Here is a 21,154-nt window from a genome sequence, read left to right as displayed (position 1 = left end):
GCCGCCCCGCAGGGGACGACCGGACGTCGGGGGTGCTGCTCAGCCGGACTTGCGGCGGAAGGTGCGCTGGACCGGTCCGACGGTCTCCGAGCCGTGCACGGAGCCCGTGTTCGACTCGCCGTCCGCCGTGCGGTGGCGCGCGGCGTTCTTCCGGTCGAGCGCCTCCCGGAACTTCGCCTTGGCCTCCTCGGTCGGTGCGGTCTCTGCAGCGGGTCGCTGCTGGTCGGACGCCATGGCGGTCTCCTCGTCGACGGGGAACTCGGTGGGGGCACTGCGGTCGGCCCGACGCTGCGGGCACCCCGCCAGCCTCCCCCACCGGGCGGCCCGACGCCACCTCATTTGTCCGCTCGGACCGGCCGTCCCGGCCTTGCGGGCGCCGGCGCTGGGGACCGCGCCGCGAGCGCCGACGACCGCGCGGCGAACGCCGTCGGGTAGCGTCGGGACGTGTCGCCCGATCCCACGCCGCAGGCCTCCCCCGCTCCTCCCCACGCCACAGGCGGTCCCGCGCCGGCGCGTGCCGCGCTCCCGCACCGTGCGCTCGGCCGGAGCGGCCTGCGCCTGCCGGAGGTCGCGCTCGGGCTCTGGCAGAACTTCGGCGTCGCCGACCCCTTCTCGACGCAGCGCGAGATCGTGCTGCGCGCCGTCGACCGTGGCGTGACGCACCTCGACCTCGCGAACAACTACGGGCCGCCCGGCGGCGCCGCGGAGGAGTCGCTGGGCCGGCTGCTCGCGCGCGAGCTCCGGCCCGTGCGCGACGAGCTCGTCGTGACCACCAAGGCGGGCTACCGCATGGGCCCCGGCCCCTACGGCGAGGGCGGGTCCCGGAAGTACCTGCTCTCGTCCCTCGACGCGTCGCTGCGCCGGCTCGGGCTCGACCACGTCGACATCTTCTACTCGCACCGCTACGACCCCTCCACCCCGCTCGAGGAGACCATCGGTGCGCTGGCGACGGCGGTCCGGTCGGGGCGCGCCCGCTACGCCGGCATCTCGTCGTACTCGGCGCGGCGGACGCGCGAGGCCCTGCGGGTCGCGGCCGACGCCGGGGTCGAGCTCGTCGTCACCCAGGTCTCCTACTCCATGCTCAACCGGTGGATCGAGGCGCCCGACCCGCACGACGAGGCGGGGGCCACCGTGCTCGACGTCGCGGGCGACGAAGGGCTCGGCGTCGTCGCGTTCTCCCCGCTCGCCCAGGGCATGCTCACGGACCGCTACCTCCACGGGGTCCCGGACGGGTCGCGCGCAGCGCGCGGCGGGCCCCTGCGCCCGGCGTTCCTCTCGGAGGAGAACATCGACCGCGTGCGCCACCTGGACGAGCTCGCACGCGCCCACGGACGGACGCTCGCGTCCACGGCGATCCGCTGGGCGCTGCGCGACCAGCGCGTCACGTCGGTCCTGCTCGGCGCGAGCTCGACGCGCCAGCTCGACGACAACCTCGCGGCCCTCGACGCCCCCGACCTCTCCCCGGAGGAGATCGCGGCCGTCGACGCCCTCCCCGTGGACACGGGCATCAACATCTGGGCGTCGCGGTCCAGCGACCTGTAGCGCCGCGGCCGCGCGCAGCCGTGTCCGGCTGTGCGGACCGAACCTCGGACCGGAGGCGCGAGGCGCGGGACCGTCGCGTGACTGTCAGGGCTGGGGTGCAGCCTCGCGGTCGGTCGCGACGTCGTCGGTGGCCTCGGCCGCCGCACGGCCCGCCGCCGCCTCGCGCTCCTCCCGGTCGACGCGCAGCGACGTGATGGCGCTCTCGAAGTCCTCGAGCGAGTCGAACGCCTGGTAGACGCTCGCGAAGCGCAGGTAGGCGACCTCGTCGAGCTCACGCAGCGGCCCGAGGATCGCGAGACCGATCTCGTAGGCGTCGAGCTCGGCGCTCCCGCTCGCGCGGATGGTCTCCTCGACGCGCTGCGCGAGGACGGCGAGGTCGTCCTCATTCACCGGGCGCCCCTGGCAGGCCTTGCGGACGCCGTTGACGATCTTCTCGCGCGAGAAGGGCTCGGTCACGCCGGACCGCTTGACCACGGACAGGCTGGCGGTCTCGATCGTGGTGAAGCGGCGGTTGCACTCCGGGCACTGGCGTCGCCGGCGGATGGAGGCACCGTCGTCGGACGTGCGGGAGTCGACGACGCGGGAGTCCGCGTGACGGCAGAACGGGCAGTGCATGGCGGGCTCCTCCGCGGGTCGCGCCGACAGGTCGGCGCGACGAACGTATGTCGTCGCGGGCGCGCGGTGCAACACGCCGACGACGCGCCCGGCCCTGGGCAGCAGAACGGGGGCGGTCGAAGTCGACCGCCCCCGTCGGGACGCCCCCGTCCCCATCTCGCGCGCGACTCGCCTCGCGCGCGGCGACGTGCACAGGAGTCGCGGTGGTCCGCACACTCCTCGCCTCGTCCGCCCAGCCCCCCAGCCGGCGTGTGAGGTGACTAACTTAGGCGGACCTAAGGCGCCGGCGCAACCCTCGGCCGCAACCTGTCGCGCGTCGGCGCCGTGTGCTGCGTCACAGGACCTGGACCGCCGCCCGCGCGTCGCGTCACCGCTCGGCGACCGGGAGCAGGATGGTCTGGCCGGCCTGCACGCCGGACGAGGACAGGCCGTTCAGCTCCACGAGCCCGCTGACCACCTCACGGAGGTCTTCCCCCGGGGTCGCGACGCCCTGGGCGAGCTCCCACAGCGTCTCCCCCGCGCTCACGACGTGGACGCGGACCTCGACCGGCTCCCCGGGCCCGCTCGCGACGGCCAGCCCGACCCGCGCCGCGAGGACGAGCACGACGGCCACGAGGAGCACGAGGACCGCACGGCCGCGTCGCGTGAGCCGCAGCGGAGCCTCCGGGCGGGCGCCTCGCTCCGCTGCGCCGCCCCGCCCGAGCGCGGACGGCGCTGCCGTCGCCATCGCCACCGTGTCCATGTCCCCTCCGTCCCGGCCCGCGAGCCCGATCGCCTTCCCCGGTCGATCGGACCCGCGCGCCCGTCTCATCTCCACGCCGACCCGTTGCGGTCGAACACCTGTACGTAGAACATCTGTACGAAGGTCTATCACGAACGGCCGACAGAGTCGAGACATGCTCGAACAGGTGTTTGATTCGTGTCGCATCCTCCCCTAGCCTGGGGTCAGGTCGGTTCGCCGGACATGTCCGCTCGGACCCGGAGGGGCGACCGAGGTCCCGGGGCACACGCCCCGGGGAGGGGAGGCCGCAGGCCCGGCTGGCGCCGGCGGCACGCGACGGACGAGGGCGGAGCGACCATGGCGGGACGAGGCACGGACAGGGCACGGGGGCTCGCCGAGGTGCGCGAGCTGCCGGACGGGTCGGCAGGGGGTGACGGGCTCACCCCGCGCCAGCGGCTCGTGCTCGAGACCATCCGCGCGTGCGTCGAGCAGCGCGGCTACCCGCCGAGCATGCGCGAGATCGGCGAGGCCGTCGGGCTCACGAGCCCGTCCTCCGTCAAGCACCAGCTCACCACGCTCGAGCGCAAGGGGTTCCTGCGGCGCGACCCGAACCGTCCGCGCGCCATCGAGGTGGTCCAGCCCGACGACGCCCGCCGCGCCACCCCGCTCGCGCCGGCCGGGACGGCCCCCGAGCCCGCGTACGACGAGGCCCACCCCGCGCCGTCGTACGTCCCCGTCGTCGGCCGCATCGCCGCCGGTGGCCCCATCCTCGCGGAGCAGGTCGTGGAGGACGTCTTCCCGCTGCCGCGCCAGCTCGTGGGCGAGGGAGAACTCTTCCTCCTGCGCGTCCAGGGCGACTCAATGATCGACGCCGCGATCTGCGACGGCGACTGGGTCGTCGTGCGGCGCCAGCCGGTCGCGGAGAACGGCGAGATCGTGGCCGCCATGATCGACGGCGAGGCCACCGTGAAGAGCCTGCGGCGCGCCGACGGCCACGTGTGGCTCATGCCGCACAACGCCGCGTACGACCCGATCCCCGGCGACGACGCCCAGGTGCTGGGGCGCGTCGTCTCCGTCCTGCGCAGCCTCTGAACGGTCCCCGAGCGGCTCCGGGCGCCCCTCCGGGCAGGCTTGGGACACGACGAGAGCCGGGCGGTCCCTCGACCGCCCGGCTCTCGTCGTGCCGGGCCCGACGGGCCCGTGGCTCAGAGCCCGAAGCGTCGCGCGACCGCGCGCAGCGACTCCGCGGACGAGCGCAGGCCTGCGAGCTCGTCGTCCGCCAGCGGGACCTCGACGCGCTCCGTCGCGCCCCGGCGGTCGACGAGCGTCGGGAGCGACAGGCAGACGTCCTCGAGCCCGTAGATGCCGTCGAGGAGCGTCGACACGGGCAGCACCCGGTGCTCGTCGGCGAGCACCGCCTCGATGATCCGGGTGCCCGCGAGCCCGACCGCGTAGTTGGTCGCGCCCTTGCCCTCGATGATCCGGTAGGCCGACTGCACGACCTCGCGCGCGATCTCGTCGCGCACGTCGCCCGTGAGCGGTCCCCGACCGCCGATGCCCTGCCACTCGAGCAGCGGCGCGCCGCCGATCGTCGCGGAGCTCCAGAGCGGGATCTCGCTGTCGCCGTGCTCCCCCGCGATGTACGCGTGCACGTTCTGCACCGCGACACCGCAGTGCTGCGCCACGAGGAACCGCAGCCGCGAGGAGTCGAGCACGGTGCCGCTGCCGAAGAGCTGCGTCGGGGGCAGCCCCGAGAACTTGAGCGCCGCGTACGTGACGATGTCGACGGGGTTGGTCACCATGACGTAGACGGCGTCCGGGGCCACCTCCACGAGGCCCGGCAGGATAGTCCGCATGAGCCCGATCGTGCCCTCGGCGAGGTCGAGGCGCGTCTGACCCGGCTTCTGCTTGGCGCCGGCCGTGACCACGACGACGTCGGCCCCCGCGCACACCGCGACGTCGTCGGACCCCTCGACGCGCGCCATGGGCATGAACTGGATGCCGTGCTGGAGGTCGAGGACCTCGGCCTCGACCTTCGCGCGGTTGACGTCGAGGAGCGCCACCGTGCGCGCCGCGCCCCGCATGAGCGCGGCGTAGGCGAGCGTCGAGCCGACGGCACCGGCGCCGACGATCGCGAGCTTCGTCGTCCGCGCTCCCCCTCCCGGACCGCCCGCGGTCGCGTCGCCGGTGCCCTGCGGTGACGTGCTCGTCATGTCGCCTCCGTGAAGTCGCTGGAAAGGGCTCAGCCTAGGGCCGCGAGGCGGCGGAGCGCAGCGGTGGCCACGTCGCGGTCGGTCGTCTGCCAGAACCCCGGCATGGACCGCGTGAGGAACGACCCGTAGCGCGCCGTCACGAGCCGCGGGTCCAGGACCGCGACGACCCCGCGGTCGGCCGTGGACCGCACGAGCCGCCCGGCACCCTGGGCGAGCAGGAGGGCCGCGTGCGTTGCGGAGACCTGCATGAACCCGTTGCCGCCCGCGGCCTCGACGGCGCGAGCCCGCGCCGACCTCACCGGGTCGTCCGGGCGCGGGAACGGGATGCGATCGATGAGCACGAGCTGGCACGACGGCCCGGGCACGTCCACGCCCTGCCACAGCGACAGCGTGCCGAACAGGCACGTCGCCGGGTCCTCGGCGAACTCCCGCACGAGCGTCGGCAGCTGGTCGTCGCCCTGGCACAGGACCGGCACGTCCAGCCGCTCGCGCATCGCCTCCGCCGCGGCCACCGCGGCGCGCCGCGAGGAGAACAGGCCGAGGGTCCGACCGCCGGCAGCCTCGACGAGCGCCGCGATCTCGTCGAGCTGGTGCTCGGTCGACGCCTCGCGGCCGGGCGTCGGCAGGCGCTTCGCGACGTAGAGGATGCCCTGGCGCGGGTAGTCGAACGGGCTCCCGACGTCGAGCCCGCGCCAGCGCGGCGCGTCGCCGTCGCCCACGTCCGCGGCTCCGCCCGTCGCCGCGGGGCCGAGCCCGAAGGTGCGCGCGACGGCGTCGAAGCTCCCGCCGAGCGCGAGCGTCGCGGACGTGAAGACGCCGGTGCGCTCCGCCAGCAGGTGGGTGCGGATGAGGCCCGCCACACCGAGCGGGGCGGCGTGCAGGCGGCTCGCGCCGTCGCCGAAGCGGTCGCCGGACCAGCCGCCCTCCCCCGGCCGCGAGCACCACAGCACGTCGTGGCCCGTGGGGTCGGCCGCCATGCGCTCGGCGACCTCGAAGAGCTGCAGCATCGTCGACTGCGCCATCTTCAGGCCCGTGTCCGGCTGGGCCGGCTTGGTCACGCCGGTCTCGGGCTTGAGCGTGGAGAGCACCTCGCGCGCGGCGTCCCGCACCGCCGCGACGGCGGAGCGCGCGGCGTCGGGCAGGCCGTCGGGGAAGCGCTCGGCGGGCAGCGACCCGACGACCGTGCCGAACACGGCGGACGCGGCGTCGAGCGCGTCCGTCGTGACCCCGCCGTGGCGGCGGGCGAGGCGCGCCGCGCTCTCGATCGCCGGGACCGAGAGGTCCACCGTCGCGGCGGCCGTGACGCGGTCGGCGAGCTCGTGCGCCTCGTCGACGACGAGGACGTCGTGCTCGGGCAGCACCCCGGGCGACCCCATGGCCGCGATGCCGAGCATCGCGTGGTTCGTCACGACGACGTCGGCCTCGCGCGCCGCGGCGCGCGCCCGCTCGGGGAAGCACTCGGCGAGCAGCGGGCAGCGCTGGCCCAGGCACTCGAGCGCCGTGACGGAGACCTGCCGCCACGCCTTGTCGCTCACGCCGGGGACGAGGTCGTCCCGGTCGCCCGTGGGCGTCTCGTCGGCCCACTCCCGCAGGCGCACGACCTGCTCCCCGAGGGCCGCCATGCTCGTCCCGCCACGCGCGGCGGGGTGGTCGGCGGCGCCCGCCGCCTCGCCGGGGAGGTCGAAGAGCGTGGGCTCGTCCGCGGGGTAGCCGCCCGCGATCTTGTGCACGCACAGGTAGTTGTGCCAGCCCTTGAGGAGCGCGATCGACGCGGGCCGCGGGAGGCGGTCCGCAACGGCGTCGGCCACGAGCGGGAGGTCCCGCGTGATGACCTGGCGCTGGAGGGCGAGGGTCGCCGTCGAGACGACGACGCGCTCGTCGGTCGCGACCGCGTGACGCACGGCCGGCACGAGGTACCCGAGCGACTTCCCCGTCCCGGTCCCGGCCTGGACCACGAGGTGCTCGGAGCCCTCGATGGCGTCCGTGACGGCACGCGCCATGGTCCGCTGGCCGTCGCGCCGCGCGCCGCCCAGGCGCGTGACCGCGAGGTCGAGGAGCTCCTCGACGGCGGGCACGTCACCGGCCGCCTGCCCGGGCGCCTCCGTGTCCGGACGGTCGGGCACGGGAGCGGTACGGGTGGAGGGGGGCACTTGCCGATTCTACGGTCGGGCACCCACGCGGCGGGGGCCCTGTGGACCGGCCCGGGACGCACGCGACCCCGCGCAGCCGTGGCCGCGCGGGGTCGTGCGTGGGGCCGACGCCGGGTCCAGCGGGCGGGCCCGCCGCGCCGCCGGGAGGCCCGGGGGGGCGGCTCAGCTCCCGGCGGAGGCGCCCACGAGCTCCGTCGCGAGGGCCTGGGCGACACGGCCGCGCAGGAGCGTGCCCTCGGGCGTGTGCTCCTCGTGGTCGATCTCGCCCTCGGTGTGCACGCGGTGCACGAGGTCGCCCCGGTGGTACGGCACGACGACGTCGATCTCGACGTCCGGGCGCGGGAGCTCGTGCGCGATGAGCTCGCGCAGGTGCTCGATCCCCTCGCCCGTGTGCGCCGACACGACGACCGTGCGGCGCTCGCGCAGCCGGATGCGCGCGATCGTCTCCGGGTCGGCGAGGTCCGCCTTGTTGAGCACGATCACCTCGGGCACGTCCTCCACGCCCGGGATGTCGGCCAGGACGTGGCGCACCGCCGCGATCTGGCCCTCCGGGTCGGGGTGCGACGCGTCCACCACGTGCAGCAGCAGGTCGGCGTCGCCGACCTCCTCGAGCGTCGAGCGGAACGCCTCGACGAGCTGGTGCGGCAGCGCGCGCACGAACCCGACGGTGTCGGCGAGCGTGTAGACCCGGCCGTCCTCGGTGCGCGTGCGGCGCACCGTGGGGTCGAGCGTCGCGAACAGCGCGTTCTCGACGAGCACGCCCGCGCCGGTGATGGCGTTGAGCAGGCTCGACTTGCCCGCGTTCGTGTAGCCCGCGATCGCGACGGACGGCACGGCGTGCCGCTTGCGCGACGCGCGCTTCGTCTCGCGCCCCGGGGCCATCGCCTGGATCTCGCGGCGCAGCTTGGCCATGCGGTTGCGGATGCGCCGGCGGTCCAGCTCGATCTTCGTCTCACCGGGACCGCGCGACCCCATGCCCGCGCCGGCGCCGCCGACCTGGCCACCGGCCTGGCGGGACATCGACTCGCCCCAGCCGCGCAGGCGCGGGAGGAGGTACTCGAGCTGGGCGAGCTCGACCTGCGCCTTGCCCTCCCGCGACTTGGCGTGCTGGGCGAAGATGTCGAGGATCAGCGCGGTCCGGTCGATGACCTTGACCTTGACGATGTCCTCGAGCGCGCGCCGCTGGGAGGGCGCGAGCTCGCCGTCGATCACGACCGTGTCCGCGCCGCTGGCGGCGACGACGTCGGCGAGCTGCGCGGCCTTGCCGGAGCCCAGGTACGTGCCCGGGTCGGGCTTCGCGCGGCGCTGGATCACGCCGTCGAGCACCTGCGAGCCCGCGGTCTCCGCGAGGGCGGCGAGCTCGCGCAGCGAGATCTCGGCCTCCTCGGCGGACGTGGGCGCGCCGTCCTCGCGCGGGTCGGAGCCGGGGCTCCAGAGCCCGACGAGCACGACCTTCTCGAGGCGCAGCTGCCGGTACTCGACCTCGGTGACGTCCTCGAGCTCGGTCGACAGGCCGACGACACGGCGCAGCGCGCTGCGCTCCTCGAGCTCGAGCTGCTCGCCGTCGTGCTCCGTGTGGACCGTGCCGCCCTCGGCGCGTGCCGTCCCGGCCCGAGCGAGCACCCGCGCCACGACGTCGCTCGCGATGTCCCGCGTCGCGCCGGTCGGCTCGTCCTGAGCCGAGGTGGGGTTCGGAGTGTTCGCAGGGGTTGGGCTCATGTGCCGCCTTCCGTCGGTGGTGGGCGCTCGTGCGTCCGGGTGTGACAACAAGCGTGGCACGCGAAATCGTCCCGAGGCCAGTGGTTAAGCCCACGACGGGCGGCCCGGACGCGCCGCGCCGCCTCCTGACGTGGGCGCGCCCGCGTAGGATCGGCCGACGTGACCGAGGACCAGGACCCCGCCGTCGACGCCGCGCCCGACGGCGCGGCGGACCACTACTTCACCGCCCGGCCCGCGTCCGCCGCCGAGCGCCGCACGATCTCCGTGCGGCTCGCGGGCCGCGACGTCGAGGTCGAGGTCGCCTCGGGCGTCTTCTCCCCCGGCCGCCTGGACCTCGGCACGCAGGTGCTCCTGCGCACCACCCCGCCGCTCGACGACGTCCTCGCGGCCCGGCCCGACGACGGCCCCGCCCATGTCCTCGACCTCGGCTGCGGCTGGGGCCCGGTCGCCCTGACGATGGCCCTGGAGGCGCCGGAGGCGACCGTGTGGGCCGTCGACGTCAACGAGCGCGCGCTCGACCTCGTGCGCCGCAACGCGCAGCGTCTCGGGCTGGACAACGTCCAGGCCGTGCTCCCGGACGACGTGCCCGACGACGTCGCGCTCGCCGCGCTGTGGTCGAACCCGCCGATCCGGGTCGGCAAGGACGTCCTGCACGGGATGCTCCTGCACTGGCTGCCCCGGCTCGCGCCGGGCGCGAGCGCGCACCTCGTGGTGCAGCGCAACCTGGGCTCGGACTCGCTCCAGCGCTGGCTCGCCGAGGCGCTGCCCCCGCTCCTGCCGGGCGCGGTCGTCGAGCGCGCCGCGAGCGCGAAGGGGTTCCGCGTCCTCGAGGTCGTCGCGCCCCGCTGAGCCGGCGGTCAGACCGGCGCGCGGTCGCCCTCGGACGCCGCCGCGACCGGCTCGGCGGGCGGGGCGGTCACGTGGCCGTCCGCGCCCTCGTGCGCGTCCTCCTCCGGCGGGACCGGCGTCCCCGGGACGAGCGCGGCGAGGTCGATCTCCCCCGCGTGGACGAGCACCGCGGGACCGGCGAGTTCGACGCGGCCGCCCGGGAGCGCCCGCACGCGCACCGTGCCGCCCGGGACGTCGACGAGGTAGGTGTCCGGCGCGTCGGGACCGCCCCACACGCGGACCGCGAGCGCCGCCGCGCACGCGCCCGTGCCGCACGACGGCGTCTCCCCGACGCCGCGCTCGTGCACGCGCATGCGCACGTGCCCGACGACGGTGCCGTCGTCCGCGGTCGTCTCGCCGAGGGGCACCACGAGCTCGACGTTCGTCCCGTGGGACGGGTGCGGCTCGACGACGGGCGCCTCGGTGAGGTCGGCGCGCTCGAGCACGTCCTCGCGCGCGACGGCGAGGACGGTGTGGGGGTTGCCGAGGTCGACGCTGAGCGCCGGACGCGGGACCTCCCAGCCCCGCACGACGACGGTCGCGTCGTAGCCGTCCTGGAGCGCGGGGCGGCCGCCGGGGAGGAACCACGGGCCCATGTCGACGGCGAACCAGCCGTCGTCCTCCTTGCGCACGCGCTTGACGCCCGCGCGGGTGCCGACCGGGACCTCGGTGCCGCCCGCGAAGCTCACCAGCCCGAGGCGCTCGGCGAAGGCCGCGAAGACGCGGACCCCGTTGCCGCACATCTCGGCGACCGAGCCGTCGGCGTTGCGGTAGTCCATGAACCAGATGGCGTGCGGGTCCTCCGCGAGCACGTCGCGCGACTCCGGGACGAGCGCGGTCGGCACGAGGCGGATGACGCCGTCGCCCCCGACGCCGCCGCGGCGGTCGGCGAGCGCGCGCACGAGCTCGGGCGTGAGGTCGAGCTCGCCCTTCGTGTCGGCGAGGAGCACGAAGTCGTTGCGGGTCCCGTGGCCCTTGGTGAAGCGGGTGCGCGTCATGAGCCCAGACTACGGCGCACGGGCGCGCCGCTGTCCGCCTCGTCCGGCCCGACGGCGGTGCCCGGCACGGTCGCGGGGTCGTGCCCGTCCGTGCCCTGCGCGGCAGCGCGCTCGTCCGCCGCGGCGACGAGCGCGAGAGCGTCCTCGACGCGCGTCGGCGACTGCGCGTCGAGCCACCCGACGCGCGGGTCCCGGCCGAACCAGCCCATCTGCTTGCGCGCGAGGCGCCGCGTGTTCGCGGTGACGGCCTCGCGCGCGGCGTCCTGCGTGGTCTCGCCGTGGAGCGCGGCGAGCACCTCCGCGTAGCCGACGGCGCGCCGGGCCGTGCGGCCCATGCCGTGCGCCTCGACGCGGCGCACCTCGGCCACCAGGCCCTGCTCCCACATGCGCTCGACGCGGCCGGCGACCCGCGCGTCGAGCACGGCCCGGTCGCAGTCGAGGCCGATCTGCACGGTCGGGCGGACGTAGACCTGGCGCGGGAGGTTCGCCGTGAACGGCTCGCCGGTGAGCTCCATGACCTCGAGCGCCCGGACGAGCCGGCGGGTGTTGGCCGGGCCGATGCTCGCGGCGGCCGCGGGGTCGCGCCGGAGGAGCTCGTCGTGCAGCGCGCGCGGGCCCTGCTCCTCGGCGCGCGCCTCGAGCGCCGCCCGCACGGCGGGGTCCGTGCCCGGGAACCGCATGTCGTCGAGGAGGGCGCGGACGTACAGCCCGCTGCCGCCCACGACGACGGCGCGCGCCCCCCGGGCGGCGATCTCGTCGAGCACGCGGCGGGCCTCGGTCTGGTACCGGGCCACGGACGCGTCCTCGGCGGGGTCGAGCACGTCGAGGAGATGGTGGCGCACACCGCGGCGCTCGGCGACGGGGACCTTCGCGGTCCCGACGTCCATGCCGCGGTAGAGCTGGTAGGCGTCGGCGTTGACGATCTCCGCGGGCGCCCCGGGGACGGACAGGCGCTCGGCGAGGTCGAGGGCGAGGTTGGACTTCCCCGTGGCCGTCGGGCCGACGACGGCGACGACGACGCCTGGGCCTGCGGGGTCGTGCTCGGTCTTCACCCGCGCAACGGTACCGTCCGGGCGGCCGGCGGCCCGAGGCGTGTGGGCGAGGATGCGTAGGGTGTCCGGTGGTCGGTCCGCCAGCGCGCACCGACGCGTACGACCTCAGCACGACGACCTCGCACGACCTCTCAGACGACAAGGACTCGAGAACATGGGTTTCTTCACCAAGCCGGACGCCGCACCGACGAGCCAGAACGCGCCGCTGACGCGCGAGCGCGTCGAGGCGTTCCTCACGAGCCGCGAGTGGCGGTACTTCGTCGACTCGGACGGGGACCTGGGCGGCAACTGGGACGGCAAGGTGTTCTTCTTCTTCCTCATGGGTGAGAAGCAGGAGATCCTGCAGGTCCGCGGCCGGTGGAACCGGACGCTCCCGGCGTCGGCCGAGGCGCAGGTCGCGCTCGTCGCCAACGAGTTCAACCGCGACAAGATCTGGCCGAAGGTCTACGCGCGCGTCGAGGACGACCAGCTCGCGGTCTACACCGAGGTCGCGACGGACCTGGAGTTCGGCGTCGCGGACGACCAGCTCGGCCAGCTCATCGAGTGCGGCCTGTTCACGGGACTGCAGTTCTTCGACGCGCTCGACGCCCGCTTCCCCGACACGGCCGCGCAGACCGTGGCCGAGGGCGGCGCCGACGTCGACGCGCGGTGACCGGCACGCACGAGACCACCGCGGGCCGCAGCGCTCCGGACGGCGCCCCGGGCGAGGAGGCGACGACGGCCTTCCAGGTCGACCTGCGGGGCGTCGTCGACCTTCTGGCCCGGCACCTGTACTCGAGCCCGCGCGTCTACCTGCGCGAGCTGCTGCAGAACGGCGTCGACGCGATCACCGCGCGCGCCGGGCTCGAGGGACCGCAGGCGCCGGCGCGGATCCTGCTCCGTCCGCTGCCCGACGGCGGCCTGGAGGTGCACGACTCGGGCGTCGGCCTCACGCGGGACGAGGCGCAGGAGCTGCTCGCGACCATCGGGCGCAGCTCCAAGCGCGACGTCGAGCTCGGGACGGGTCGCGAGGAGTTCCTCGGTCAGTTCGGCATCGGGCTCCTGTCCGCGTTCATGGTCGCCGACGAGATCGAGCTCGTCTCGCGCTCCGCGCGCCCCACGGCGGCGGGCGACGCGCCCGTCCCTGTGCGCTGGCGCGGCCGCGCCGACGGCCGGTACGAGCTCGTCGAGCTCGCGCCGGACGACCCGGCGGCACCCGGCGAGCCCGGGAGCGTCGTCCGGCTGCACCCGCGGCGGGACACCGAGCACTGGCTCGCCCCGGAGTCGGTGGTCGCGCTCGCCCAGGACTTCGGCTCGCTCCTGCCGGTCGAGCTGCTCGCCGAGACGCGTCTCGACGGCGGCCCCGGCGAGGACCGTGACGGCGGAGCGGGCGGCGACGCCCCGCTCGCGGTGCGCCGGCTCAGCGGGGAGGACCTGCCGTGGCGCGCTGCGCACCCGACGCCCGCGGCCCGCGACGCCGCGCTCGCCGGCTACGCCGAGCGCACGCTCGGCTTCACCCCGCTCGCACGGATCGACCTCGACCTGCCGCTCGCCGGCCTGACGGGCGTCGCGTACGTGCTCCCGGCCGCGGTCGCGCCGACCACGACGTCGCGGCACCGGGTCTACCTCAAGCGGATGCTCCTGGGCAGCGCGGTCGACGACCTGCTGCCCCCGTGGGCGTTCTTCGTGCGGTGCGTCCTCGACGCGTCCGTGCTGCGCCCGACGGCGTCGCGCGAGGGGCTGTACGAGGACGAGGTGCTGCTCGCGACCCGCGACGCGCTCGGGGCGCAGGTGCGCCGGTGGCTGCTGGAGACGCTCGCGACGGACTCGGTCCTCGCGCGGCGCTTCCTCGAGACCCACCACCTCGCCGTGCGCGCGCTCGCGCTCACCGACGACGAGATGCTCGACGTCGCCGCGCGCGTGCTGCCCTTCGAGACGACGGCCGGGTCCACGACCCTGGCGGACCTCGCGACGGACCACCCCGACGGGCGCCTGCTGTACACGGCGAGCGTCGAGGAGTTCCGGCGCATCGCGCCCGTCGCGGCGGCGCAGGGGCTCGCGGTCGTCAACGGGGGCTACGTCTACGACGCCGACCTGCTCGAGCGCGTCGCGGCGCGGTTCCCGCAGTGGCGGCTGTCGCCCGTCTCGGCCGCAGACGTCGCGCACGTCCTCACGGAGGTCGAGCCGCTGCGCGAGCTCGAGGTCGCCGACGCGCTCGCGTCGCTCGACGCCGCGCTCGCCGAGCAGGACTGCGACGTCGTGCTGCGCCGGTACGAGCCGGACGCCCTCCCGGCCATGCTCCTGCACGACCGCGAGGGCGATCACGCGCGCGAGGCCGCACGCGTCGCGGAGACGGACGACCTCTGGGGCGAGATCCTCGCGGGCCTCAGCGCCCCGGCCCGCCCCCGCCGCCTGGTCCTCAACGACGCCAACGCCACGGTGCGCGACCTGCTCGCGAGCCCCGACGCGCAGGTGCGCGCCGCGGGTGCCCGCTCCCTCTACGTCACGGCGGTGCTCGCGTCCGGCAAGGCGCTCCAGCCCGTCGAGGCGACTCTCATGAACGACTCCCTGTCGCTCCTGCTCGCCCGCGCCCTCGCGGCCGGGCAGGACCCCGCCACGGAACCCGACCCCCCTGCCGACGAGGAGAACCGATGACCCGGTCCGTGGACCAGGTGAACGCCGCCCTGTACGACGTCCGCCGCATGCCCTACGGCCTCGCGCGCTCCACGGCCGCCGCGGCCGAGCTCGAGCGCGTCGAGGCCGAGGGCCCCGACGCCGCGCGCGCCTACGCGCAGTTCGTCCTCGTCGAGTCGTACGTGTGGGGCGGCGAGGTGACCAAGGCGTACCTGCCGTTCACCAAGATGCTGCGCTGGTGGGACGAGCACCCCGAGCACTTCGACGCCGAGGACACGCACTCGCTGTTCTGGTCGTTCAAGTGGATGGTCGGGCACCTTATGGAGTTCCCCGACGTCCCCGCCGCGCAGATCGAGCGCACGCTCGACGACATGGCGCGCCGGTACGCGCTCGCGGGCAACGGCACGAACGCGGTCGCCCTGGAGCGCTTCGAGTGGGCGCGCGAACGTGGCGGCGCGGACGTCGAGGACGCGTACCGCGCGTGGGTCGCGACCCCGCGCGACGACTACTCGCAGTGCGAGGCGTGCGAGCCGGGCGACCGCGCGGCGTACCTCTTCGAGACGGGCCGGCACGACGAGGGCATCCGCCTGCTCGAGGGCGTGCTCCAGGGATCGCCGTCGTGCGCCACCGAGCCCGGCGACATGCTGTCCCACCTCCAGCTCGCGTACGTGGAGGTCGGCGACGCCGAGGCGGCGGCTCGGACGCACCGCCGCGGGCTGCGCCACCTCGACACCGGGGTGACGATGACGGGCCCGAAGGGTCGTCACGTGGAGTTCCTCGCCCGGACGGGCAACGCGTCGCGCGCGCTGCGCCTGCTCGTGGAGCACCAGGCGTTCCTCACGGAGGCGGACTCGCCGGGCGACCGGCTCGGCTTCCTCACGAGCGTGAGCGTCGCGACGGGCGTCCTGCGGGCCGACCACGGCGACACCGCGCTCGCGCTGCGCGACGTGCCCGCCACGACGCTCGCCGAGCTCGACGCGTGGGTGCGCGGCGAGGCGGCCGCCCTCGCGCAGTCCTTCGACGCACGCAACGGCACGACGGCGGCGTCCGAACGGCTGCGCGCGGCGTGGGAGCGGGGCGCGCGCACACTCCCCGTCGACCTGGCGGTGCTCTCCCTGGACGCCCCGCCTGCGTCGCCACGGCCCGTCGCCGTGGCCGAGGGCGCGACGAGCGGTCCGTCGGACCTCCCCGCCGGGCTCGCGCCGGAGGAGTCCGCGGTCACCGGCGGAGCCCCGGCGGAGGGCGCCGACGAGCCCACCGACGCGCCCACCGACGCAGACGGCCTGCTCGCGCTCGCCGACGACGTCGCGGGTGACGACCCGGTCCGGGCGGCACGCCTCCTGCGTCGCGCGTCGTCGCACCTGGAGAGCTCCGGCCACCTCGACCGCGCCGGCTTCGCGCTCGCCGAGGCGGCGCAGCTCGCCGCGCTCGAGGGCGACGACGAGGGCGCCGCGCCCGCGTTCCTGCACGCGCTCGCGCTCCTGCGGGCCGGTGGCGTCGCGCCCCGGTTCGTCGGGCAGGTCGTGCGCGCCTACGCGCGGCTCGAGGCCGGGCGGGGCGACGTGACCGCCGCCCTGGCCCAGGTCGAGCGCACGCTCGACGACCTGGCCGCAGCGGGCGAGGGCACCGACGTCGCACCGGCGCCGCAGGCCGCCGAGCTCGTCGAGCGGGACGCGGCGGCCGACGCTCGCGAGCGCCGCGACCTCGACGACACGCGCGCCCGTCTGCTCGCCACCGCGGGCGAGCTCGACGCGGCGGCGACGCTCGCGGAGTCCGTCGCCGAGGAGTTCGCCCGCGCCGGGGACGTCCGCGACGCGGCGCACGCCTTCTGGCTCGCGGGGCGCTCGCGCTGCGCGGCGGGGAAGGACACGGACGCGGTGGAGCTGCTCGAGTCGGCCATGGAGGGCTTCGCGATCGTCCACGACGCGGAGTCGCGCGCGATGGTGGGCAACGAGATGGTCGCGGCGCTGCGCCGGCTCGGGCGCGACGACGAGGCGGCCGCCGTCGGGACGGGCCTCAGCGGCTGACGACGGGCCCGGCCGGGCGGGCGGCGGGCCCCGCCGGGCGGGCGGCGGCTGCGGGGGCGCGGACCTCGTACCGCCGGACCGCCGCGACAGGGTCCGGCTCGTCGGCCGGCGCGGCCTCGGCGCCCGCCGCGGCGACGAACCCGTCGAGCACGGCCTGCGGCAGGGGCGCACGCGGGTCGTGCACGACGACGAGCCGCGCCCCCTCCCGGGCGAGCCCCGCACCGAGCTCTCGGGCGGCGTCCAGGACGGTCTCCGTCGCCGCACCCGCCTCCGTGCTCGTCCCCGAGCTCGTCTCCGTACTCGTCTCCAAGCTCGTTTCCGTGATCGCACCTGCCGCCGTCCGCGTCGCCGCGCCACCGAGCTCCACGACGTCGACGGGACCGGTCCAGCCCGCACCGGCGAGCGCGAGGAGCGCCACGGAGGCGGCCGTCCCGGCGACGGGTCGGTCGAGCGGTCGCGTGGCGGCGGCCCACGCGGGGTCGATCCACCGGTCCGCGACACCCGCCGCGGCGAGCGAGGCCCGGGCGGCGCCGCGGGCGCGCGCGGCTCCCGGGGCGACCACGACCACGGCCGACGCACCCGCCTCACCGGGCGGGCCCGCCACGAGGTCGGCGAGCGCCGCGAGCGCGGCGTCGCGCACCGGCCCGAGGACCGAGGCGGCACCGGCCGCCCCCGGGACGAGCAGGGCGGTTCCGGGGAGCACGACGGCGCGGACGGTCACCGTCCCACCGTAGTGGTGCCCGCTCCACCACCCTCGCCGCGCCTCCCCGGACGGCCCGCGATGCGGCGTCCGCGGGCGCGCGCGAGTACGGTAGGGAGGTGAGGTTCTTCGGGGCGCGGGACGACGACGACCGGCGGGACGGGAATCCCGGCGGAGCGCAGGACGGGGGCCGGTCGGGCGCGGCCCGGCCGGCGGACGACCTGCAGTCGCAGGTCGAGGACCTGCTGGCACGCGAGCTGGGTCAGGTCGCGACCGACGTCCTGCGGCCTCCCACACCGCTCACGCTCTCGCGGGTCGTCGAGTGGATCACCGACAGCGGGTACAGCTACTTCGTCGACTCCGACGGCGATGTCGGCGGGCTGTGGCACGGCCGCCTGTTCTACTTCCTGCTCTTCGGCAACGACGACGAGATCCTCCAGGTGCGCGGCCAGTGGAACCGCGACCTCGCGCTCGAGCGCCTCGAGGAGATCCTCGAGTTCTGCAACGAGTGGAACGCCGACCGGATCTGGCCCAAGACCTACACGCGCGTCCGCGACAACGGGATGATCCAGGTCTTCACCGAGGTCACGGTCGACCTCGAGCACGGCGTGACGGACGACCAGCTCGACCAGCTCCTCCAGTGCGGTCTGAGCACGGGGTCGATGTTCTTCGACGCGCTCGACGAGTTCTACCCCGACCCCGCGAGGCAGGCGCCATGACGCAGGCCCGCACCAACTGGTTCACGCGCCTGTTCGGCAACCGCCGGCCCAAGGCGCCGGACTCGCTGCCCCGCGAGGAGGAACTGCCGCGCGCGCTGTCGATGGCGCGCATCGGCGACCACCTGACGCGCCGCGGCTACCACTTCCGCGTCGACGACGACGGCGACATCACAGGTACGTGGGACGGGCACCGCTTCTGGTTCCTGCTGCTCGGCGACCGGTCGGAGATCCTCCAGGTCCGCGGCCGCTGGTCGACGACGCTCCCCGTCGAGTCGCGCCTCGTCACGCTTCAGACCGTCAACGACTGGAACCGCGAGCGCATCTGGCCCAAGGTCTACGTGCGCGAGGAGGGCGGCCGGCTCGCGCTCTACGCCGAGGTCTCCGTCGACCTCGAGCACGGCGCGACCGACGACCAGCTCGCCCAGACCGTCTCGTGCGGGCTCGGCACGGCCGTGCAGCTCTTCCACGCCATCGGCGCCCAGCTCCCGCCGGGGACCCTGGACGACTGACGTCCTGGCGCCGTCGTGCGCGCCCGCCGTCGGGTCCTGGACCCCGCCGTTCAGGCGCGGAGCGTGGGGAGCCCCAGAACGACCGGGCCCGACGGCGCGCCGCCGCCGTGGCCGTGGTCGTCGTCGCCACCGCCCAGGCGGGCGCGCTCGCGCTTCGCCCACGCGTCACCCGAGCGGGTCCGGCGCACGGCGAACGTGCCGCCCGCGAGCGCCGAGTCCGCGATGAGGTGGTGCGGCGCCGAGCGGGTGACCTCGACGGTGACGACGTCGCCGGGACGCGGCAGGCGGACGTCGAGGTCGTCCGCGAGGCGCGGGTCCACGGACCCGGGCGTGCCGGTCCCCTCGGACGGGGCGTCGTCGGGCGCGCCTGCCACGACGGCCGCGGGGAGCGCGAGGTGCACGAGGCGGTTGTCGGGGGCGCGGCCCGTCACGCGGTGCGTCGCGCCGTCCTTGCGCCCTGCGCCCTCGCCGACGAGGACGTCGATCGTCCGGCCCACCTGGCGTGCGGACTCCTCGCCGGCGATCCGCTCCTGGAGCGCCTGGAGCCGCTCGAAGCGCTCCTGGACGACCTCCTTGGGGAGCTGGCCGTCCATCGTCGCGGCCGGCGTCCCGGGGCGCGGAGAGTACTGGAAGATGAACGCGGAGGAGAAGCGCGACGCCTCGACGACCCGCATCGTCTCCGCGAAGTCCTCCTCGGTCTCGCCGGGAAAGCCCACGATGATGTCGGTGGTGATCGCGGCGTCGGGCATGACGGCCCGGACGCGGTCGAGGATCCCGAGGAACCGCTCGGAGCGGTAGGAGCGGCGCATCGCGCGCAGCACCCGGTCGGAGCCCGACTGGAGCGGCATGTGGAGCTGGGGCATGACGTTCGGCGTCTCGGCCATGGCCGCGATGACGTCGTCGGTGAACGCCGCCGGGTGCGGGGACGTGAACCGCACGCGCTCGAGCCCGTCGATCGTCCCGCACGCGCGCAGGAGCTTGGCGAAGGCGCCGCGGTCGCCGAACTCGACGCCGTAGCTGTTGACGTTCTGGCCGAGCAGCGTCACCTCGATGGCACCGGCCTCGACGAGCGCGCCCACCTCGGCGAGGACCTCACCCGGACGGCGGTCGCGCTCCTTGCCGCGCAGGTGCGGCACGATGCAGAACGTGCACGTGTTGTTGCAGCCGACGCTGATGGACACCCACCCCGCGTAGACGGACTCGCGCTTCGTCGGCAGCGTGGACGGGAACACCTGCAGCGACTCGGCGATCTCGACCTGCGCCGCCTCGTTGTGCCGCGCGCGCTCGAGCAGGACGGGCAGGGCGTCGAGGTTGTGGGTGCCGAACACGACGTCGACCCAGGGGGCCTTCTCGACGATGGTGCCGCGGTCCTTCTGGGCGAGGCAGCCGCCGACGGCGATCTGCATGCCGGGTCGCGCGGCCTTCACCGAGGCGAGCTGGCCGAGGTTGCCGTACAGGCGCGTCGCGGCGTTCTCGCGCACGGCGCACGTGTTGATGACGACGACGTCGGCGCGGTTCGCGGCCTCGTCCTGCGCGCTCGCACGCGTGTAGCCCGCCTGCTCGAGCATCCCCGCCATGTGCTCGGAGTCGTGGACGTTCATCTGGCACCCGAGGGTGCGCACGACGTAGGTGCGGGGGTGCGCGTCGTCGGCCGGCGCAGCGGCGGTGGCGTGCGGTGCGGGTGCGGCCGGGACGGGGGCAGGGGCGATCGTGGACATCACCGTCCAGGGTACGGCTCCGGGTGCCGTGTTACTGAACTGTTGCCCGGTTGTTGCCGGATGAGGTGGCACCGTGCAACAGAAGGGACATAGTGTCCAGGAATGGCCGACGAAACCCCTTCGCCGTCCGACGCGCAGCGCAGCGCTCAGGACGCTCAGCCCCTCCCCGCCGAGCAGATCCTCGGTGAGCCGCTCGTCGAGCTGCGCGACGTGAACAAGCACTTCGGCGAGCTCCACGTGCTGCGCGACATCAACCTCACGGTCCGGCGCGGCGAGGTGCTCGTCGTCATCGGGCCCTCCGGCTCGGGCAAGTCGACCCTGTGCCGGGCGATCAACCGGCTCGAGACGATCGACTCGGGCGAGATCCTCGTCGACGGCGAGCCGCTCCCCCAGGAGGGCAAGGCGCTCGCGCGGCTGCGCTCCGACGTCGGCATGGTCTTCCAGTCCTTCAACCTCTTCGCGCACAAGACGATCCTCGACAACGTGACGCTCGGGCCCGTCAAGGTGCGGCGCGAGCGGAGCAAGGACGCGAAGGAGCGCGCCCTCGCCCTCCTCGACCGGGTCGGCGTGAAGAACCAGGCGCAGAAGATGCCGGCGCAGCTCTCGGGCGGCCAGCAGCAGCGCGTCGCCATCGCCCGGGCCCTCGCGATGAAGCCCAAGGTCATGCTGTTCGACGAGCCCACGTCGGCGCTCGACCCCGAGATGATCAACGAGGTCCTGGACGTCATGGTCTCCCTCGCCCGGGAGGGCATGACGATGATCGTCGTCACCCACGAGATGGGCTTCGCCCGGAAGGCCGCGAACCGCGTGGTGTTCATGGCGGACGGCCAGATCGTCGAGGAGGCGCAGCCCGAGGAGTTCTTCACCGCGCCGAAGAGCGAGCGGGCCAAGGACTTCCTCTCCAAGATCCTCACGCACTGAGGTCCCGCACCCTCACCACGCACCGACCACCACGGACCGGGCCGCCCGG

The 21,154-nt window shown here is 75.2% G+C and carries 19 protein-coding genes; 9 read left to right on the top strand and 10 right to left on the bottom strand.

Features of this window, described 5'->3' with window-relative positions; all coding sequences use genetic code 11:
* Positions 1-39 precede the first annotated feature (39 nt).
* Entirely contained in the window at positions 40-234 is a 195-nt protein-coding gene (locus HKK73_RS08070) for a DUF5302 domain-containing protein (protein WP_031316400.1), read from the bottom strand.
* A gap of 210 nt (positions 235-444) precedes the next feature.
* Between HKK73_RS08070 and HKK73_RS08065 the strand changes: the two genes are divergently transcribed.
* On the top strand, positions 445-1,542 hold the full coding sequence (locus HKK73_RS08065) for an aldo/keto reductase (protein ID WP_171467785.1): 1,098 nt from the start codon (positions 445-447) through the stop codon (positions 1,540-1,542).
* A gap of 84 nt (positions 1,543-1,626) precedes the next feature.
* Here the strand turns inward: HKK73_RS08065 and nrdR are convergent, their stop codons facing one another.
* Entirely contained in the window at positions 1,627-2,157 is a 531-nt protein-coding gene (gene nrdR / locus HKK73_RS08060) for a transcriptional regulator NrdR (RefSeq protein ID WP_043654539.1), read from the bottom strand.
* A gap of 367 nt (positions 2,158-2,524) precedes the next feature.
* Positions 2,525-2,899: a LysM peptidoglycan-binding domain-containing protein gene (locus tag HKK73_RS08055; protein WP_051028136.1), complete on the bottom strand. Its 375-nt coding sequence runs from the start codon at positions 2,897-2,899 to the stop codon at positions 2,525-2,527.
* Between the two features lie 336 nt (positions 2,900-3,235).
* Between HKK73_RS08055 and lexA the strand changes: the two genes are divergently transcribed.
* Positions 3,236-3,970, top strand: coding sequence for a transcriptional repressor LexA (lexA, locus tag HKK73_RS08050; RefSeq protein WP_031315073.1), 735 nt, complete (start codon positions 3,236-3,238; stop codon positions 3,968-3,970).
* A 113-nt stretch (positions 3,971-4,083) separates the two neighbouring features.
* Here the strand turns inward: lexA and HKK73_RS08045 are convergent, their stop codons facing one another.
* The 3 genes from HKK73_RS08045 to hflX all read right to left on the bottom strand — a co-directional run bounded on the left by HKK73_RS08045 (position 4,084) and on the right by hflX (position 8,960).
* Entirely contained in the window at positions 4,084-5,091 is a 1,008-nt protein-coding gene (locus HKK73_RS08045) for an L-lactate dehydrogenase (protein ID WP_043654543.1), read from the bottom strand.
* 29 nt (positions 5,092-5,120) lie between these two features.
* A complete protein-coding gene (locus HKK73_RS08040) occupies positions 5,121-7,214 on the bottom strand; it encodes an ATP-dependent DNA helicase (RefSeq protein WP_371810624.1) in 2,094 nt (697 codons plus the stop codon).
* Between the two features lie 189 nt (positions 7,215-7,403).
* Entirely contained in the window at positions 7,404-8,960 is a 1,557-nt protein-coding gene (gene hflX, locus HKK73_RS08035) for a GTPase HflX (RefSeq protein ID WP_085388090.1), read from the bottom strand.
* Positions 8,961-9,119: 159 nt separating this feature from the next.
* Between hflX and HKK73_RS08030 the strand changes: the two genes are divergently transcribed.
* Positions 9,120-9,809: a class I SAM-dependent methyltransferase gene (locus HKK73_RS08030; RefSeq protein WP_171467784.1), complete on the top strand. Its 690-nt coding sequence runs from the start codon at positions 9,120-9,122 to the stop codon at positions 9,807-9,809.
* Positions 9,810-9,817: 8 nt separating this feature from the next.
* Here the strand turns inward: HKK73_RS08030 and dapF are convergent, their stop codons facing one another.
* Together dapF and miaA are read right to left on the bottom strand one after the other, a co-directional pair.
* On the bottom strand, positions 9,818-10,846 hold the full coding sequence (dapF, locus tag HKK73_RS08025; protein WP_144722832.1) for a diaminopimelate epimerase: 1,029 nt from the start codon (positions 10,844-10,846) through the stop codon (positions 9,818-9,820).
* The gene (miaA, locus tag HKK73_RS08020; protein ID WP_171467783.1) at positions 10,843-11,898 is read right to left on the bottom strand and encodes a tRNA (adenosine(37)-N6)-dimethylallyltransferase MiaA; all 1,056 of its coding nucleotides are present in this window, start codon (positions 11,896-11,898) and stop codon (positions 10,843-10,845) included. Before miaA ends, dapF begins: the two co-directional genes overlap by 4 nt.
* Before the next feature lie 154 nt (positions 11,899-12,052).
* On the opposite strand from miaA, the gene HKK73_RS08015 reads away from it, so the two are divergent.
* Genes HKK73_RS08015 through HKK73_RS08005 form a run of 3 tightly spaced genes read left to right on the top strand, consistent with a single transcriptional unit; the run spans position 12,053 to position 16,538 of the window.
* Positions 12,053-12,550, top strand: coding sequence for a YbjN domain-containing protein (locus HKK73_RS08015; protein WP_021483506.1), 498 nt, complete (start codon positions 12,053-12,055; stop codon positions 12,548-12,550).
* A complete protein-coding gene (locus HKK73_RS08010; protein WP_171467782.1) occupies positions 12,547-14,532 on the top strand; it encodes an HSP90 family protein in 1,986 nt (661 codons plus the stop codon). Before HKK73_RS08015 ends, HKK73_RS08010 begins: the two co-directional genes overlap by 4 nt.
* Entirely contained in the window at positions 14,529-16,538 is a 2,010-nt protein-coding gene (locus tag HKK73_RS08005; protein WP_171467781.1) for a hypothetical protein, read from the top strand. Before HKK73_RS08010 ends, HKK73_RS08005 begins: the two co-directional genes overlap by 4 nt.
* Here the strand turns inward: HKK73_RS08005 and HKK73_RS08000 are convergent.
* Positions 16,528-17,259 (bottom strand): hypothetical protein, encoded by a 732-nt coding sequence (locus HKK73_RS08000; protein WP_171467780.1) that lies wholly within the window; start codon positions 17,257-17,259, stop codon positions 16,528-16,530. The genes HKK73_RS08005 and HKK73_RS08000 overlap by 11 nt on opposite strands.
* 98 nt (positions 17,260-17,357) lie before the next feature.
* Between HKK73_RS08000 and HKK73_RS07995 the strand changes: the two genes are divergently transcribed.
* Positions 17,358-17,957: a YbjN domain-containing protein gene (locus HKK73_RS07995; protein ID WP_081599986.1), complete on the top strand. Its 600-nt coding sequence runs from the start codon at positions 17,358-17,360 to the stop codon at positions 17,955-17,957.
* Positions 17,954-18,466, top strand: a complete 513-nt coding sequence (locus HKK73_RS07990) for a YbjN domain-containing protein (protein WP_021483660.1) — start codon at positions 17,954-17,956, stop codon at positions 18,464-18,466. Before HKK73_RS07995 ends, HKK73_RS07990 begins: the two co-directional genes overlap by 4 nt.
* A gap of 50 nt (positions 18,467-18,516) precedes the next feature.
* Here the strand turns inward: HKK73_RS07990 and miaB are convergent, their stop codons facing one another.
* Positions 18,517-20,184: a tRNA (N6-isopentenyl adenosine(37)-C2)-methylthiotransferase MiaB gene (gene miaB, locus HKK73_RS07985; protein ID WP_171467779.1), complete on the bottom strand. Its 1,668-nt coding sequence runs from the start codon at positions 20,182-20,184 to the stop codon at positions 18,517-18,519.
* A gap of 102 nt (positions 20,185-20,286) precedes the next feature.
* Between miaB and HKK73_RS07980 the strand changes: the two genes are divergently transcribed.
* A complete protein-coding gene (locus tag HKK73_RS07980) occupies positions 20,287-21,105 on the top strand; it encodes an amino acid ABC transporter ATP-binding protein (protein ID WP_171467778.1) in 819 nt (272 codons plus the stop codon).
* Positions 21,106-21,154: the final 49 nt, after the last annotated feature.

Source organism: Cellulosimicrobium sp. 72-3 (assembly GCF_013127315.1).
Classification (GTDB): Bacteria; Actinomycetota; Actinomycetes; order Actinomycetales; family Cellulomonadaceae; genus Cellulosimicrobium; species Cellulosimicrobium funkei.
The sequence above is the reverse complement of the archived record's forward strand: the minus strand, read 5'-3'. Positions and strand labels throughout refer to the sequence as shown.